General features: G+C 40.5%; 14 protein-coding genes. 7 read left to right on the top strand and 7 right to left on the bottom strand.

What is annotated here, in order from left to right; genetic code table 11:
* The first annotated feature begins 2 nt into the window (after positions 1 to 2).
* From UNSWCS_RS08145 to UNSWCS_RS08125, 5 genes are read left to right on the top strand one after another with little or no spacing between them, the layout of a single operon-like run.
* Positions 3 to 860, top strand: coding sequence for a sulfate/molybdate ABC transporter ATP-binding protein (locus UNSWCS_RS08145; protein WP_021088119.1), 858 nt, complete (start codon positions 3 to 5; stop codon positions 858 to 860).
* Positions 860 to 1534, top strand: coding sequence for a molybdate ABC transporter permease subunit (modB, locus tag UNSWCS_RS08140; protein WP_035143782.1), 675 nt, complete (start codon positions 860 to 862; stop codon positions 1532 to 1534). The genes UNSWCS_RS08145 and modB overlap by 1 nt, the downstream gene beginning before the upstream one ends.
* 36 nt (positions 1535 to 1570) lie before the next feature.
* On the top strand, positions 1571 to 2068 hold the full coding sequence (locus tag UNSWCS_RS08135; RefSeq protein WP_021088103.1) for a redoxin family protein: 498 nt from the start codon (positions 1571 to 1573) through the stop codon (positions 2066 to 2068).
* A 9-nt stretch (positions 2069 to 2077) separates the two neighbouring features.
* Positions 2078 to 3634 carry a class I SAM-dependent methyltransferase gene (locus tag UNSWCS_RS08130; RefSeq protein ID WP_021088165.1) on the top strand — a complete coding sequence of 519 codons (1557 nt, stop codon included), beginning with the start codon at positions 2078 to 2080 and terminating at the stop codon, positions 3632 to 3634.
* A gap of 1 nt (position 3635) precedes the next feature.
* A complete protein-coding gene (locus UNSWCS_RS08125) occupies positions 3636 to 4100 on the top strand; it encodes a hypothetical protein (RefSeq protein ID WP_021088126.1) in 465 nt (154 codons plus the stop codon).
* Positions 4101 to 4102: 2 nt separating this feature from the next.
* Here the strand turns inward: UNSWCS_RS08125 and UNSWCS_RS08120 are convergent, their stop codons facing one another.
* From UNSWCS_RS08120 to UNSWCS_RS08110, 3 genes are read right to left on the bottom strand one after another with little or no spacing between them, the layout of a single operon-like run.
* Positions 4103 to 4906 (bottom strand): 3'(2'),5'-bisphosphate nucleotidase CysQ, encoded by an 804-nt coding sequence (locus UNSWCS_RS08120; RefSeq protein ID WP_021088106.1) that lies wholly within the window; start codon positions 4904 to 4906, stop codon positions 4103 to 4105.
* Positions 4903 to 6180: a citrate synthase gene (locus UNSWCS_RS08115; RefSeq protein ID WP_021084651.1), complete on the bottom strand. Its 1278-nt coding sequence runs from the start codon at positions 6178 to 6180 to the stop codon at positions 4903 to 4905. The genes UNSWCS_RS08120 and UNSWCS_RS08115 overlap by 4 nt, the downstream gene beginning before the upstream one ends.
* A 2-nt stretch (positions 6181 to 6182) precedes the next feature.
* The gene (locus UNSWCS_RS08110) at positions 6183 to 7346 is read right to left on the bottom strand and encodes a cation:proton antiporter (protein ID WP_021088142.1); all 1164 of its coding nucleotides are present in this window, start codon (positions 7344 to 7346) and stop codon (positions 6183 to 6185) included.
* A 116-nt stretch (positions 7347 to 7462) separates the two neighbouring features.
* On the opposite strand from UNSWCS_RS08110, the gene UNSWCS_RS08105 reads away from it, so the two are divergent.
* Positions 7463 to 7945: a hypothetical protein gene (locus tag UNSWCS_RS08105; protein ID WP_035143772.1), complete on the top strand. Its 483-nt coding sequence runs from the start codon at positions 7463 to 7465 to the stop codon at positions 7943 to 7945.
* Between the two features lie 450 nt (positions 7946 to 8395).
* On the opposite strand, the gene UNSWCS_RS08100 is transcribed toward UNSWCS_RS08105, so the two are convergent.
* The 4 genes from UNSWCS_RS08100 to mnmG all read right to left on the bottom strand — a co-directional run bounded on the left by UNSWCS_RS08100 (position 8396) and on the right by mnmG (position 13425).
* Entirely contained in the window at positions 8396 to 9436 is a 1041-nt protein-coding gene (locus tag UNSWCS_RS08100) for a c-type cytochrome (protein ID WP_021088099.1), read from the bottom strand.
* Between the two features lie 2 nt (positions 9437 to 9438).
* Positions 9439 to 10683, bottom strand: coding sequence for a cytochrome b (locus tag UNSWCS_RS08095; RefSeq protein WP_021088129.1), 1245 nt, complete (start codon positions 10681 to 10683; stop codon positions 9439 to 9441).
* Between the two features lie 10 nt (positions 10684 to 10693).
* Positions 10694 to 11197 carry a ubiquinol-cytochrome c reductase iron-sulfur subunit gene (gene petA, locus UNSWCS_RS08090; protein ID WP_002939267.1) on the bottom strand — a complete coding sequence of 168 codons (504 nt, stop codon included), beginning with the start codon at positions 11195 to 11197 and terminating at the stop codon, positions 10694 to 10696.
* Positions 11198 to 11562: 365 nt separating this feature from the next.
* Positions 11563 to 13425 (bottom strand): tRNA uridine-5-carboxymethylaminomethyl(34) synthesis enzyme MnmG, encoded by a 1863-nt coding sequence (mnmG, locus tag UNSWCS_RS08085; RefSeq protein ID WP_021088088.1) that lies wholly within the window; start codon positions 13423 to 13425, stop codon positions 11563 to 11565.
* Positions 13426 to 13596: 171 nt separating this feature from the next.
* On the opposite strand from mnmG, the gene UNSWCS_RS08080 reads away from it, so the two are divergent.
* The gene (locus tag UNSWCS_RS08080; RefSeq protein WP_021088138.1) at positions 13597 to 17049 is read left to right on the top strand and encodes an acyl-[ACP]--phospholipid O-acyltransferase; all 3453 of its coding nucleotides are present in this window, start codon (positions 13597 to 13599) and stop codon (positions 17047 to 17049) included.
* Positions 17050 to 17087: the final 38 nt, after the last annotated feature.

The following is a 17087-nucleotide window of genomic DNA, read 5'->3' as shown; positions in this document are numbered from 1 at the left end:
AAATGATAGAAATTTCTTGCAAAAAAGAGCTAAATGGCGGTGGCGGTAAATTTATGCTTGAGGCTGAGCTTGCCTTTGAAAGTGGCGAGTTTGTCGCACTTTATGGAGCAAGTGGCGGTGGCAAGACTACGATTTTAAGGCTCATCGCTGGCTTTGAAACCCCACAAAGTGGCATGATAAAGGTTGGAGATAAGATCTTTTTTGACGAAAAGACAAATTTAGCCCCGCAAAAGCGAAATATCGGCTTTTTGTTTCAAGACTACGCCCTTTTTGAAAATATGAATGTCTTTAAAAATTTGCTTTTTGCAAATAATGATGAAAATTTAGCAAACAAACTACTTGAAATTTGCGAGCTAAAGAGCCTAAAAAACGCGAAAATTAGCACCCTTTCAGGCGGTCAAAAGCAGCGCGTGGCACTCGCTCGTGCGGTGATGAGAAAGCCAGAAATTTTACTGCTAGATGAGCCACTAAGTGCCCTAGATAACGCTATGCGCGAGAAGCTGCAAGACTATTTGCTAGCGCTTCACGATGAGTTTAAGATGAGTGTTATCTTAGTAAGTCACGACATAGCTGAAATTTACAAGCTTTGCAGCAAGGTTTTCGTCCTTGAAAATGGCAAAATTTCAAGGTCTGGCAGTGCGAGCGAGATATTTTTAAAAAGTGCTGGATCGCAGAAATTTGCATTTAACGCTAAGGTTTTGGAGATCAAAAAGCGTGACGCCATTTTTGTGGCAAGCGTGCTCATTAACCGCCAAATTTGCGAGGTCGTGCTAAGTAGCGCAGAAGCCAGTGGGCTAAGAGCTGGCGACACGGCCATAGTTAGCACAAAAGCTTTTGGCGTAAATTTGGTAAAAGCATGATGAGTGAGCTAGCAAATATTGATTTCGAGCCATTTTGGCTCTCGCTAAAACTCTCTTTTATCACGACTTTTATCCTATTTTTCTTCTGCGTAGGGCTTGCTTATTTTATGTCGCAAAAGAAATTCTTTGGCAAGGCATTTTTAGAGTCCATCATCTCGCTGCCTTTGGTGCTGCCGCCAAGCGTTCTTGGCTTTTATCTGCTCATTTTTCTCTCGCCTTACTCATTTTTTGGCAAATTTATAGAAGAGCTCTTTGGCGTGAGGCTAGTTTTTAACTTCACTGGCCTTGTCGTGGCAAGCTGCATCTACTCGCTGCCATTTATGTTTGGACCCATTTATGCCGGGCTAAATAGTCTAAAAAAGAGCCTTTTTGAGGCGAGCTACAGCCTTGGTAAAAGCAAGCTCACGACCATTTTTAGAGTGATCTTGCCAAGCATCAGGTCAAATTTACTAACCGCGATCGTTGTTAGTTTTGCTCATACGATGGGCGAGTTTGGCGTGGTTTTGATGATAGGTGGCAGCGTGGCAGGAGAGAGCAAGGTCGCTAGTATCGCGATATTTGAGGCGGTTGAGATGCTTGACTATACCAAAGCTCACATCTACGCTCTTTTGATGCTAATAATCAGCTTTTTTGTTCTTTTTGTCGTCTATCTCTTAAATTCTAAAAAAGCTTAAAGATATATAATAGATAAAATTTTTAAAGGACGAAACATGATAAAAGTGCCTACAAGTATCTATCTAAGGACCTTAGACGGTAAAGAATTTGACTTTTCAGCCTTTGCAAGGACCCACGACTGCGTAGTTTTTATCTATCCAAAGATAGGCGAGGACTTCGAGCTTTTAAGCGAACAGCTGCAAAAAACTGCTGGCATGAAAGGCTGCACGAAGCAAGCGATAAACTACAAAAAACTTCTTAAAGAATTTAACGATCTTGGCTTTATGGTAGTAGCTGTTGGCTCCCAAGATATCGCGGCTCAGAAGAAATTTGAAGAAGAGACCGCAACTGGCGTGATGTTTTTAAACGATAGCGAGTTTATGCTAGAGCGCGCACTTGAATTGCCTGTATTTGCAGCTTCAAATGGGCATAAATTTTACTTTCGTCAAACACTTATCATAAAAGGTGGCAATATAAGGCGCGCATATATCGTTGATGAACCTGAAAACGACGCTAAAAATATGCTGGAGAAGATAAAAAACGAAGACTACTAAGGATAGAAAATGGACAAAAATAGCAAGATCGAAAAGTCTTACGACGAGCTAACATATAAATCAGCAGCATTCGCGCAGTCATCGCCCTATAAACTAGAGGCTTGCGCCACACTTCTTGGTATCAATCCACCGCCTTGCAAAAATGCAAAAGTTTTGGAGATAGGGTGCAGTTTTGGTGGAAATTTGATCCCATTTGCCGTAAATAACAAGGATGCAAGAGTAGTTGGCATCGACCTTAGCGGCGAACAAATAAGGCGCGGCAAAGAGATCGTAAAAGAGATAGGTCTAAGCAATTTAGAGCTAATTCACGGCGACATCTGCGAGTTTAAAAGTGATGAGAAATTTGACTACATCATCGCTCACGGCGTCTTTAGCTGGGTACCTGACTTTGTAAAAGATGCTATTTTAAGGGTCGTAAGAGAAAATTTAAGCCAAAACGGCGTGGCGTTTATCTCTTACAATGTCTATCCTGGCTGGAAGGTAAAGGATATATTACGTGATCTTATGCTGCTTGCTGCAAAGGACAAGGATAGCACTGAGGAGAGGCTAAAGGCCGCTAAAGAGGCGCTTTTGGTTTATAAGGAGGTCTTGCTAAAAAGAGATAATGAAGAATTTGAAAAATTTATGCCTATTAAGTCGCTTATCACTTGGATAGATGATATTCTTAGCAAAGATGATTTTTATGTAGTGCATGAGTTTTTGGAGGATATAAATGATCCATTTTACTTTAAAGATTTTTGCGAAAAAATAGATAAATTTGACTTAGCTTATCTTTGTGATATTGATATGAAAGATGTATTTGTGCCTGATTTTGGAAATGCTCTTGTGGATGACTTTAAAAATGTGCATTTTGCAGATCGTATACAAAGTGAGCAGTTTTTGGATATTTTAAATATGAAGCTTTTTAGGCAGAGTCTAATCGTTCATAAAAATGCTTTTGAGGTCATTAAGGCAAAACAGATAGGACCAAGTGATATAAATAAACTTCACGTTGTGGCAAATTTTATAAAAAGAGACGACGGATGGTATGATAGATTTAATGTTATGCCACAAGATATATCTTGGCTTTGTGAGGTTTTTAACAAGATGTTTCCAGCAAGTATTAATCTCTCTCAAATCTTAGAAATTTTGCCAGAAGATAAACTCGTGGTTTATAGTGCTTTTGTAAGGCTTTTAACTAACTCAGCAAACGTAATGCTTGTAAGAGACGCATTAAAAGATATAGAGTATGCTCCAAACTATTCAAGACTAAAGGCAAATTTAATAAATTACGTTAAGTATTTTTTAAAACATAAAGATAAGACAGACATTGTTTTTGCAAACAAATTTGGTGTTTCTGAAAAACTGAATTTGGCTGATTATTATATATTTTTGCTACTTGATGGTAAAAATAACTTAGAAGATATTACAACCAAAGCTTTAAAATTTATAAAAGAAAATGATGTCAAGTTTTTTGAAACAAATGGCAAGGAGATAAAAAGAAACAAAGTTGTATCAAATATATTTAGCTATGTGGCAGGTACTATAAGAATAGCTAGCATGCTCTATTTGCTTGAGGAAATTTAAAATGAAAAGAACTTTAGCTCTTATATTTTGTATATTTTTAGCAGGTTGTGCTAGTAAGCCAAGCGTGAAAAATCTAAATCTTAAAAGCAGCCTAAACTACGGCGGCCAAGAGCTTGCAAAGATACTTGAGCAAGATGATGCAGTGGCATTTAGCAGCAACTTTCGTGAGGGAGTTTTCATCTATATAAGTAACGCTAAAGTCGCAAACTATCTTGGCGTAGTAAGAGCTGAGAGGCACGCTAAATTTAGCGTAAAAGAGCTAGGTAAAAACGATCTTTTGATAAAAAGCGTAAATGATCTAACGCAAAGCTTTGATGCCAGTTTAGAGCGAGCTAGAGAGCTAAAATGTGGCACTTTAGTGATCAGACTAAAAGATAAATTTCAAGATTTAGAAACGGCAAATAAATTTTTAGAGCAAAACGAGAGCGCATTTTTAAAGATGAGCAATGAGATAAGCTGCAAGTAGCCTTATCTGCCCTGCTCTATAAGCTTAAAAACTTCATCCTCTAAGCTCAAAGCATTTTTGCCAAAAGCTACGTAAAATGGGCTTTTTAGATCCGCTAGCTTATAGCTTGGCTCGCATCTGTCACTAACGTTTAAGACCTTGCCACCGCTAAATTTCACTACCGCCTCACCTGCAGCATTGTCCCAAAGATAGCTAGGGCTAAATCTCACATATATCCCGCCAAGCTCGGCTAAACGGCAAAATTTAATGGCAGATCCGATGCATTTTTGCTCTAAATTTAAACTATCTCTTATAAGCGTGGCCCTCTTTGTCTCGCCTCTTCTGCTTGAAAAGATGAAGTTATTTAAGCTTTTAGCTTTTTCATTTAGATCTTGTTTTTCTACGACCTCATCATTTGCGCCTAAAATTTCTTTAAAAGCGCCGTTTTCATCAGCGTAAAAAAGCTCTTTGCTAACTGGGATAAAAATGACGCCAAGCGCCGGCCTAGCCTCTTTTATAAGCGCTATACAAACGCAAAATTCGCCATTTTTAGCTAGAAATTCTTTCGTGCCATCAAGGGGATCAACGAGCCAAAACTCATCTTTGTCACTCTCTTGCAAGATGCTCTCTTCAGAGCAAATTTTTATCCCACTTTTGCTTAGCTCTTTTAGTATCACCTCATTTGCCGCTAGATCAGCGCTAGTTAGCGGCGAGCTGTCATCTTTTAGGCAGACTTTAAGCGCCTGGCCATTAGATGAGTAAAATTTCATTATCTCACCTCCAGCGCTGATGGCTGCCTTGATGGCTAAATTTAAAAGCTCGCTCATTTTGGTGTTCTGTTTGTCTCTCCGACGTAGAGCTGTCTTGGACGGACGATCTTTATACTCTCTTGCTCTTTTAGCTCGATCCACTGGCTGATCCAGCCTGGCGTCCTGCCGATGACGAAGATGACGGCAAACATATTGTTTGGTATGCCAAGCGCTTTTAGGATGAGCCCTGAGTGAAAATCAACGTTTGGATATAAATTTCTACTTACAAAGTAGTCGTCATTTAGCGCGATCTCTTCGATGCGGTTGGCGATCTTTATGAGCTCTGAGCTAATGCCGATCTCGTCCATCAGCTGATCTCTCATCTTTTTAAGCACCTTTGCGCGCGGGTCAAAGTTTTTATAGACCCTATGACCAAAGCCCATTAGTCTAAATGGATCGTTCTTATCCTTTGCTCTAGCGATGTATTTATCGACGTTTGCGACCGAGCCGATCTCTTCAAGCTGGCGGATGACGCCCTCGTTTGCTCCGCCATGAGCCCAGCCCCAAAGTGCGCCGATACCAGCGCTTATACATGCGTAAGGGTGCGCGTGCGTAGAGCCAACAGTCCTAACAGTAGTCGTTGAGGCATTTTGCTCGTGGTCAGCGTGGAGCATAAAGACCGTATCAAGCGCCTTTATCTCGATAGGCTTAAGATCGACGTGCTCGTATGGATAGCCTCTCATCATGTAGAGGAAATTTTCAGTAAAGCCACGATCTAAATTTGGATATATGATAGGAAGGCCACGTGAGTAGCGGTAACTAAAGGCCGCTATAGTTGGGATCTTGGCGATTATCCTCATAGCCATCTCGTGATACTCTTCAGGCTTGTCCATGTTTAGGTGGTCTGAGTAAAAGGCACTTAGCGCTGAGACTGCTGCTTGTAAGATCGCCATAGGGTGCGCCTTATCTGGAAATGCATCAAAAAGCTTCATCATGCCCTCATGTATGAAGCTTCTTTTTTTAAGCTCATCTTTAAAGCCCCTGTATTGCTCGCTCGTTGGTAGCTCTTTGTTTAAAAGCAGGTAGGCAACGTCTAAAAATGTCTTATTTTCAGCCAGATAGGCGATGTCGTAGCCTCTATACATGAGCTCGCCCTTTAGGCCGTCGATGTATGTTATGGCTGAGCGGCACATCGCAGTTGATGTGTAGCCCCTGTCAAAGGTAAACATCCCAGTATCGCTAAAAAAGGTCGATATGTCGATGACGTCTGGCCCCATCGTGCCTTTTAGGATAGGAAATTCATAGCTCTTGCCAGTTCGGTTGTCGATTAGTGTGGCTGTGTTTGATGACATTTTTACTCCTTGCTTTTTGATTGCATTAAAATTTTGATGATTATAGCTCCTATTATAGCTTGTGCGAGGCTTGCTAGGATGAAAGATGAGTAAGAATAGTCACTTATCTCGCCTGATTTGTGTGCGATAGTAGCAACTGCGATCAAAAGAGTGAGCGGCATAGATTGCGAAACTGAAAATAAAAATATCCCTCTAAAGCCAAGCTTGCCCAAAAAGAGCAAACTAGATACAACTCTCGTGCCAAGCATCGCTAAAAATATAAAAATAGCATCCTTTATCACTTCGCTAGATCCTAGACTTGAAAGCTTAAAAGTAGAGCCTATGTGGATGAAAAATATCGGCACCAAAAAGCCAAATCCAAAGCTTGAAAGCTTGTGCGGCAAGTCCTTTTTGTGATCAAAAAATTTCGTGATAAACATACCTGCGATAAACGCACCAAAGGCAACTTCTAAATTTAGATAGAGCATCAAGGCTATCATCGTGAAAAATACTGCGATGCAAAGCCTGATATCCTTCTCGTCCTTGTCGTAGTGTGGCATTAGAACCACTTTAAGCCCCGGATACCACCAAAAAAGCACGTCCAAAATTTTAAAGCTAAGCACGCTGATAGCCAAAAATAGGATCAAATAGCCAATCGTTAGCCATAAATTTATACTCGCTCCAAACTGCAAGTAAGCAGCGGTAAAGGTTAGAAGCGTGATGCTTAAAAGCTCGCCGATAGTTGCGATTAGCATGCTTAAATTTAGCCACTCTTGCTGCTTGCCATACTCCTTAAATAGCGTAAATATCATGCCAACGGCCATTATCGGGATGATGATGATGTAAAGTAGGCTTAGCTCAAGTCCTAGCGTTAAAGCCGTGGCTAGAGCGTAGATGAGCGCTAGATAGATGAGCCCAAGACGCAAAATTTTACGGTCGATGTTTATTAGCATCCTAAGGTCGATCTCCATGCCAGCTAGAAACATCAAAAAGAAAAAGCCAACTTCGCTAATGAGCTTAAACATCTCGTTTTCGCCGACAACTCCGATGTAGCCAGCAACCGCTCCAAGTAGTATCTCAGCAGGCGCGACTGGGATGCGTAAAATTTTAGAAATATAAGGCGAAGCAAAGACGATAAATGCCAAAACGACAAGAATGCTAAGCTCGCTTGCTTGGTGTAACTGCAAAAAGATCCTTAAAATAAAAATGCTTGATTGTATAAAAAGCTTTGTTATTTTTTGATTAAGCTAAGCGAAATTTGGGCAAAATGGCAGCTATTTTTAGAAATTTGGAGTGAAATTTTATGCGAAAATTTGGCCTTTTTGTTTTGCTGTTTTTTGGTCTCTTTTCTTTAGCAGATGAGCTAAATTTGGTTGAGAGTTTTAGGTTTGATGGTAGCACATTTTATAAAAAGCAAGTGGTTAAAAACGAGAGCTTTTACTTTTTAAAAAATGAAAATATGGACGAGCACTTTGCCTCTTTTAGAGTAAAGTTTGACAAAGACGCTAAGACAAAAAGCGAGCTAGGAGAGTTAAAAAAGGCTCTTAAGCAAGATAAAAACGTACTTTTTAGCGAAGAAAATGATCAAATTTTAGCTCTTATAAAAGATGAAACTAAAAGCAAAAATATAGAAATAATCCACTTTTTGCTTAAAAAAGATGGAGTTTTGATGCTTTCGTATGAGAGAATTTACGACCGACAAACATCAGCAGATGCACTCAAACCAGTGCTTTTAAGCGAAGCTAGAAATTTTATGCTGCAGATGCCAAGGATAGAGGCTAGGTAGAGAGACGTATGTGGCGAAGCTTCGCACTGCATGCAGTTTGCTTTTAAGAAATTTCTAATAAATTTTAAAATTTCATGAGCAAGTAATTTCGGCTCTAAAATTTGAGCTAAGCGATAAGCGAAGCCAAATTTTAGTAGTCAATTCTTAGGGGTGAATGAAATTTTAAAATTTGTTGCTACGAACTAAAATTTAATTTTTACAAAAAGGTTCTAGTAAATTTTAAAATTAGAGCTGGCATATCACGGCTCTAAATTTAGTAGTCTGCTAAGGCGAGTGAGTAAAGTTTTAAAATTTGCAGAATTGCTTTGTTAAATTAGATAGGTGTCAAGCAAATTTTAAAATTTGCAAAGATAGTTTGATTAAATTTGTAAAAGAATAATTTTAAAGAATACCTATTTATATATGTAAATTTACTAGAGAGAATTTAAGAGCCAAAAAGGCTCTTAAATTTTAGTGGAGTTCGCTCCAGACTTTGCGTTTCCAAAGCCAAGCAAAAATTCCTAAGATGAAGAAGTAGATCATGACATAAAGTCCTGTGCTCTCGCGCTCAGCCTTTTTGCTGTCGCCTACTTTTTCTATGTAAGATACTATGTCGTCTTCAGCAGCTTTGTTTAAGCCAACTCTAGGCATCGCAGTGCCTGGAAGCATCTTTTGAGTATCGTTTATAAATTTATGCAAGTAGTCAGCACCTTTTGAGCGGATCATCATAGATAGATCAGGTGGGTTTGAGCCCATATAAGCTGCAAGACTTACTTTGTTGCTGAAAGCATACTTTTTATCATACTTCATATCGTGGCATCTTTGACATGCGTCAGCGAAAACCTTTTCCTCAGTGATCTTGCTCTTTGCATCCGCCTCAGCTGATACTTTTTTAAGGTAAGCAACTATGTCAGCGATCTCAGCGTTTATATCGCCGCCAGCACCCATAAATGCAGTCATCGGATAAGGATGCTCGTCGTTAAATTTATGAGATAGTTTTACAGCCATAGTTGGATTTTTGATGAGTGCAGCCAAAAATCTCTCGTCATAAATTTTACCAGCTGTGCTAAGATCTGGTGGCACTACGCCAAAGCTTTGGCTAGCTGTCTCAGCGTCCATACTAGCTGGCATGCCAGCTGCTTCGATACCGTGACATCCTGTACATCCAGCTGCGCCAAATGTCTCAGCACCTTTTACAGCGTCGCCTTTTGCAAGGTCGATCGAATTTATATCAGTCCAAAAAGCTGTGTAGTCATCAAGAATTTTTTGTGCTGTCTCAACATCTTTTGTAGCCGCTTCTATGCTAGCTTTGTTGCCGCTAGCTTTTGCAGCTTCAAGCGCCTCTTTTTTCTGCTCTAAAAAGTGTTTAGCGTAGTCAGTATCTTCTTTTGAGAAGTTATACTCGGCATTTGCAGTGTGCGGATGAAGCTTTGTGTGAGCGTAAGGCTCGATACCCCAGTATAAAATACCTGAAAGGATAACAACGATGGCAAAAATTTTAAGCTCTTTCATGATTAGCCCCTTTTTCTTTCAAGTATTGTTATGGCTGGAAGTGCGATTATAAATAGCACTAAAAATAGCAGTGACGCGTAAAATCCTATCCAGTCGTTGATGCCGCCTGTTGGGAGCTTGCCATATATAGATAAGACGATAAGGTCAGCAACTAGCACCCAAAACCATACGAAAAATAGTGGTCTTTTGTGAGCTGGAGCTACAAGGTCGCTTCTATCAAAAAGAGGTATAAGCATAAACGCAACACCTGCGAATGCAAATGCGATAAGACCGATGTTATAAGCTGAAATTCCAGCTATATCAAAGAAGAAGCCACGTAAAATTTCATATTGCCACAAGAAGTACCACTCTGGGTAGATGTGTGGTGGAGTTTTTAGCGGATTTGCTGGCTCAAAGTTGATAGGATCCATCGCAAAGTTGAAGTGGTAGCAAACAAGATAGATGACAAAGATCATGAAAAATGATACATACATGAAGTCTTTTGCCAAAAATCCTGGCCAAAATGGTATAACTTTAGCTTTTGCTCTGTCACCGTGTAGATACTCTTGCGCCTCTACTTCAAAGTCGATATCTTCGCTTGTTAGGTTATTTACGTGAGGAACTCTTAATGAGTAGAAGTGGATAACCAAAACAACGATAGTAACAAGTGGTAGCAAGCAGACGTGAAGCATGAAAAATCTAGTAAGCGTTGAGTCGCCAACTGCATAATCGCCCCTGATCCACTCAACCAAAGCATCGCCGATAACTGGCACACCACCAAAAAGCTGAGTGATAACAGTCGCCGCCCAGTAGCTCATCTGACCCCATGGGAGCATATAGCCACTAAATGCCTCTGCTGAAAAGCAGATAAATAGCACCATGCCGCTTACCCAAATAACCTCTCTGCCTCTTTTGTATGAGCCATAGTAAAGTCCAGTAAGCAGGTGGATATACATGATAAGAAATATCGTAGAAGCAGAAACTGCGTGGATGTGACGCCAAAGCCAGCCATACTCGACCTCTTGCATGATAGTGTAATTTACGCTGTCAAAGGCCAAATTTACATCTGGCTTGTAATACATCATAAGCAAATAGCCAGTGATGATCAAAAGCAAGAAAAGTGTCGTTAGGATAACGCCCATCGCCCAAAGGAAATTTATATTTTTTGGGATCCAGTATTCGCTAACTAGGACCTTCATAAGCTTTGTAAAAGCTAGGCGCTGGTCAAGCCAGTCAATAACGCCAGTTGATTTGTGAGATAAAGACATCGCTAACCTCCTAAGCTTTAGCTACTAATTTTTCATATTCTGGGCTTGTTTCGCCTAGAACTAGCTTGGTACCATCGATCTTAAACGGTGGGATATCAAGCGGTCTTGGTGGAGGTCCGTATGTCTGCACGCCGTCTACGTTAAATTCGCCGCCATGACAGGCACAGACAAACATTTGCTTGCTCGCTTTATACTCAGGGATACATCCTAGGTGCGTGCAAAGTCCGATAAGAACTACATACCTCGCATCTCCAACGACTACATCTCTCTTGTCGTTTTTAGCCATATCTGGGCTTTTTTTAAGGATGAAAATAGGCTTTTTACGCCACTCAACCTGTCTCATCTCGCCATCTTTGATCGGGCTTAGATCGACAGTTGTAAAACCAGCAGCTTTTACGCTAGGGAGCGGATCCCAGGTCTTTTTCATGGCAACTAGTGACATCGCGCCACCAACAGCTGCCACGGCACCAAACGCAAGGCCGATAAAGCTTCGTCTTTCTTGCTTTACTGACATTAATTTCCTTTCTATAAATAAAATTTAAACGATTATACTCTCAAAAAATTAAAAAACTATAATCTCACAATATAGTTTGTAAAAATAAAGTGAATTTAAGCTTTTTTTAGACCAAAATTTGAGATAAATTTATCTAAAAGTACCTATATATCGTAAATTTAAACTTTTTATAAAAGAGAAATTTGATCTAATGTCTAAATGTTAAGATAAAAAAATTTTTCTATTTTAGCATTTGTAAAATAGAAAATTTTAATAATAAAATTTATTAAACTTAAAAAATTATAAATAGCAACTATTAAAAACGAGAAGCTTTGTTTTAAATTTTAAATACTAGTTAAACTTTAAAAACCATAAAAGGCTTAAATTTAAGCCTTTTTCTCGCTCATCTTTATGTAGATATGCAAGATATCGATCGCTGCTGGCGTGATACCTGAAATTTCACTCGCCGCAAAGAGCGTTGGCGGGGCAAATTTCTCAAGCTTTTCGACCACTTCGTTGCTAAGTCCGCTTATGCTTCTAAAGTTGAAATTTTCAGGGATTTTCACATCCATCATATCTTTCATTTTTTCAATCTGATTTTTTTGCTCGCTGATGTAGTGCTGATACTTGCACTCGGTTAAAATTTGATCCATGCTCGCATCGTCTAAATTTATAAATCTCTCATCAAGCTTTCTTAGTTTCTCAGCCGTGAAGCTCTTACGTGCGACTATCTTTTGAAGGCTCACGTTTTGACTGATCGGCTCTTCATCAAGACTTGCTAAAAGCTCTAAATTTGCCTTGCTTGGCGTGATCTGAGTCTCGTTTAAAAACTCCAGCCCCTCTTTTAAATTTCTTCTTATGTTTTCTATCTCGTTAAAAGTCTCATCATCAAGCAGCCCAAGCTCATGACCATATCCGCCAAGCCTTAAAATGGCATTTTCCTCACGCAAAAGCAAGCGGTACTCCGCCCTACTCGTAAACATCCTATATGGCTCTTTTGTCCCTTTTGTGACAAGATCATCTATCAAAACGCCGATATAAGCCTCATCACGGCGCAAGATGAGCGGCTCTTTGTCATCCAACGAAAGCGCTGCATTTATACCAGCCATTAGCCCCTGAGCGCCCGCCTCCTCGTATCCAGTCGTGCCGTTTATCTGCCCAGCCAAGTATAGCCCTTTTACCTTTTTGGTCTCTAGGCTATGTTTTAGCTGCGTTGGCTCGACATAGTCGTACTCTATGGCGTATCCATGCCTTACTATTTTGGCATTTTCAAAGCCATTTACGGAGCGGAGCATCTGCACTTGTACCTCATAAGGCAGGCTTGTTGAAAAGCCGTTTATGTAGTACTCTGTCGCTTCAAGGGTCTGAGGCTCGATGAAAAGGTGGTGTCTGTCGCGGTCGCCAAAGCGGTTTATCTTATCCTCGATACTAGGGCAATATCTTGGTCCGATACCCTCTATCTGACCTGTAAAAAGTGGCGCTTTGTCGAAATTTGAGCGGATTATCTCATGGGTGGTTTCATTTGTATAGGCGATATAGCATGGTAGCTGCGTTGGGGAGAAATTTTTTGTTCTAAAACTAAATGCAACTGGCTTTGCATCGCCATCTTGCTTCTCTAAAATTTCAAAATTTATCGTTTTTGCGTCGATCCTTGGGCATGTTCCAGTCTTTAGCCTGCCTAAATTTAGCCCAAGCTCCCTTAAGCTAGAGCTTAGATCCTTTGCGCTTAGCTCGCCCACGCGGCCAGCTTCAAGTTTGTTAAATCCAACGTGGATTAGCCCGTTTAAAAATGTGCCAGTTGTGATTATCACCTTTTTTGCGTTATATGTGTTATTTAGGTGGGTTTTAACGCCAGTTACTTCGCCATTTTCGCTTAAAATTTCAGTGGCGATCTCTTGAGAAATTTCTAAATTTGGAGTGTTTAAAAGCAAATTTCTCATATAAACGCGGTATCTATCCATATCGATCTGAGCGCGGCTACCACGCACAGCTGGGCCCTTGCTCTCATTTAGCACGCGAAACTGGATACCAACGGCATCAGTTGTAAGTCCCATTTGACCGCCAAGTGCGTCGATCTCTTTTACAAGATGTCCCTTTGCAAGGCCTCCGATGGCTGGGTTGCAGCTTGCAGCGCCTATTTGCTCGGCTAAGATAGTGATCAGTAAAGTTTGTTTGCCCATTCTAGCAGCCGCAAGACTTGCCTCAATGCCAGCATGTCCGCCGCCAACGACGATGATTTCATAGTCCATGATAAATTTTTCCTTATTTTTGATAGGCGGATTTTATCAAAAAGCATATAAAATTTAAATTTTTTCAAAGAAATTTCACCACAAAATTTATGGCTAGAGTTTTTTATTAATGATATTTTAAATATTTTACTGCTAGATTTACAAAATTTAAAATCCAAAAAGGCTTTATTCATGAGGAATTTACTAAAAGTCACTGGCTTTTTGCCCTACCTTGCGATCGCATTTTTAAACGCAAGTGTCGATCTAGCACACAAAATAACCATCCAAAATGTCCTTTTAAAGACCTACTCAGGCGATACGCTTTTTATCCTAACAGCCGTTATAAATGCGATGATCTTGCTTCCATTTATATTTTTATTTTCGCCTTCAAGCTTTATAAATGATAAATTTGCAAAGACAAAGGTTATTAGAATTTGCGCCGTCTTTGGCGTTGTTATCAGCGTTGCGGTGCTTATTAGTTACCTTTTGGGTGCCTTTGGCGTTGCATTTGCACTCACGCTCATACTTGCCGCTCAAAGTGCGATCTACTCGCCTGCAAAATATGGCATCATCAAAGCACTTGTCGGCACTGAGCGACTTGGCACAGCAAACGGCGTCATCCAAGCGCTTACCATCGTAGCGATACTTGTTAGCTCATTTTTGTTTTCATTTATATTTGAAAATTTATACATCCAAGGCGAAAACTCAGAAGAAATTTTAAAAAGCGTCTATCCTATCGGCATCTTTTTGGTTGTATTTAGCGCACTTGAGGCATTTTTTGCCTACAAGCTGCCATATATCAGCGAAACAAACGAACAAAGCGGAGAATTTGAGCTTAAAAGATACATCAGTCTTAGCTACTTAAGAGAAAATTTAAAAGAGGTAAGATCAGATAAAAATATCTGGCTAAGCATCGCTGGGCTAAGCATATTTTGGGGAATTTCTCAGATCATCATAGCAGCTTTTCCAGCTCACTACAAGGCAGTTTTTAACGACGACAGCTCTCTAGCAGTCCAAGCGATCCTTGCAGTAAGCGCCATAGGCATCGCATTTGGCTCATACGTGGCTGGCTCTATGTCAAAGCTTCACATCGAGCTTGGCATAGTGCCGATGGGTGCTATTGGTATATTTTTCTCGCTTTTATTTTTCGCATTTGGCTCAAGCATCGGCGTAGTGAGCCTTAGCTCATTTGCGTTTGGCTTTTTTGGAGGCATATTTATAGTGCCGCTAAATGCGATGATCCAGTACTTTGCCCCACAAAAGAGCACCGGCAAGATAATGGCGGCAAATAACTTCTTGCAAAACGTCTCTATGCTGCTATTTCTAGCCATTGGCATAGGCTTAGTATATTTTGAAATTTCAACTACCGGACTCTTTGTCTTTACAGCGCTTGTTTGCTTGATCGGCAGTTTTTACGCCATTTTACAGCTTCCACATCTTTTTACAAGGCTACTTTTACTACCATTTTTAAAGACAAAGTACCGCTTTTTCGTTGAGGGACTTCAAAATTTACCACAAAGTGGCGGCGCGCTACTTCTTGGTAATCACATCAGCTGGATAGACTGGCTCGTGCTTCAAGCTGCAAGCCCAAGGGGCATAAGATTTGTCATGTATAGAACTATCTATAACAAATGGTATCTAAAGCAAATTTTTAAATTTTTTAAAGTGATCCCAATAGGCGCAGGCGCTAGCAAAGAGTCGATCGAGCTAGTTAGAGAGTGCCTAAAAAATGGCGAAGTAGTCGCACTTTTCCCAGAGGGCCACATTAGCTACAACGGCCAGATAAATGAATTTCAAAAGGGCTTTGAGCTTATCATCAGAGATCTAGAAGAAATTTGCATCGTGCCATTTTACCTTCGTGGCCTTTGGGGTTCGAGCTTTTCAAGAGCTAGTAAATTTTACAAAGACCTCACTTCTAAAAACGGCAGACGCGACATCATCGTCGCCTTTGGCAAACCAATAACCACATTTATAAACGCTGCAAAGATGAAGCAAAAGGTGCTTGAGCTTAGCTTTTCATCGTGGGAGAGCTTCATCTCAAGGCAAAAACCACTAACAAGCGAGTGGCTAAATAACGCAAAAGAGGATAAATTTAAAGAGTGCGTGAGCGACAGCACTGGGTTAAATTTAAGCAACTTGAAATTTATAACAGCTGTTTTAGTCTTTATCAAAATTTTCAAACGCGAACTAAAAGATGAGAAAAATATAGGCATCTTGCTACCTAGCTCAAGCATCGCAGCTATCGTCAATATGGCGCTTCTTGCCATGGGTAAAGTGAGCGTAAATTTAAACTATACGTTAAATGAGACCTCGCTAAATCACGCCTTAAAAAAGGCAGATATAAATACGGTCATCACCTCAAGCAAATTTCTTGAAAAGCTCGCACTTAAGGGCTTTGATCTAAAAGATGCGATGAGCGGCAAGGCTAAATTTGCAGAAGATCTCTCAGCTAGCGTCTCAAAAAAAGAGAAATTTCTAACGCTTTTAACGGCATTTTTTGCTCCGACTTGGCTTATTAAGCTTTGCTATTTTAAGCGTGTAAGCTTAGAGGATACGGCTACCATTTTATTTAGTAGCGGCAGCGAAGGCGAGCCAAAAGGCATCGAGCTAAGCCATAAAAATTTACTTGCAAACATTAAGCAAATAAGCGAACTTCTAAATTTCAAAAAAGATGACGTGATCTTAAACTCACTCCCAGTATTTCACTCATTTGGCCTAACAGTCACCACACTTATGCCACTTTGCGAGGGGATAAAAATGGTAAGCGTACCTGACCCAACAGACGGAGCGACTATCGGCAAAATGGCCGCAAGACACAGCGCTAGTATCATCTTTGGCACCTCGACCTTCTTTAGGCTCTACACTAGAAACAAAAAGCTTCATCCGCTGATGTTTCAAAGTGCCAGAATGGTCGTAGCTGGGGCTGAAAAGCTAAAACCTGAGATAAAAGACGAGTTTAGGCTCAAATTTGGCATAGAAATTTATGAAGGATATGGCGCGACAGAAACGGCGCCTGTAGCTGCTGTAAATATGCCAAATATCCTAGAAAAAGAGAGCCTAAAAGAGCTTACATTTAATAGACCTGGCAGCGTTGGCATGCCTCTACCTGGCACCATCATAAAAATAATCGACCCAGAGACGCTTGAAGAGCTAGAAACTGGCGAGGACGGACTCATCGTCATCGGCGGATCGCAGGTGATGAAGGGCTATCTAAACGACGAAGCCAAAACAAGCGAGGTCATCACGCACATTGATGGCGTAAGATACTATAAAACTGGCGATAAAGGCCACATCGATGAAAACGGCTTTGTGTTTATCGTAGATAGATACTCAAGATTTGCTAAAATTGGCGGCGAGATGATAAGCCTTGGAAGCGTCGAAGAAGAGCTTGCAAAGGTGCTTGGGGGCGACGTTGTCTTTAGTAGCGCAAACGTGCCAGATAGCAAAAAAGGCGAAGCGATCGCACTTTTAGTAAAAAGTGGCACAGAGCCTGAGAATATCGAGCAAATTTTAAAAGAGAGCAGCCTAGCTCCTATAATGATGCCAAGCTATATATTCATCGTTGATGATATCCCAACGCTTGCAAGTGGCAAGGTTGATTTTAAGGGAGTAAAAGCTCTAGCGGTCTCACTTTTAGCGGAGTGAGCCGCCGCCCTTTTATTTTTGTGATAAAATAGCGCCAA

This window comes from Campylobacter concisus UNSWCS, assembly GCF_000466685.1.
GTDB lineage: Bacteria > Campylobacterota > Campylobacteria > Campylobacterales > Campylobacteraceae > Campylobacter_A > Campylobacter_A concisus_A.
The sequence above is the reverse complement of the archived record's forward strand: the minus strand, read 5'-3'. Positions and strand labels throughout refer to the sequence as shown.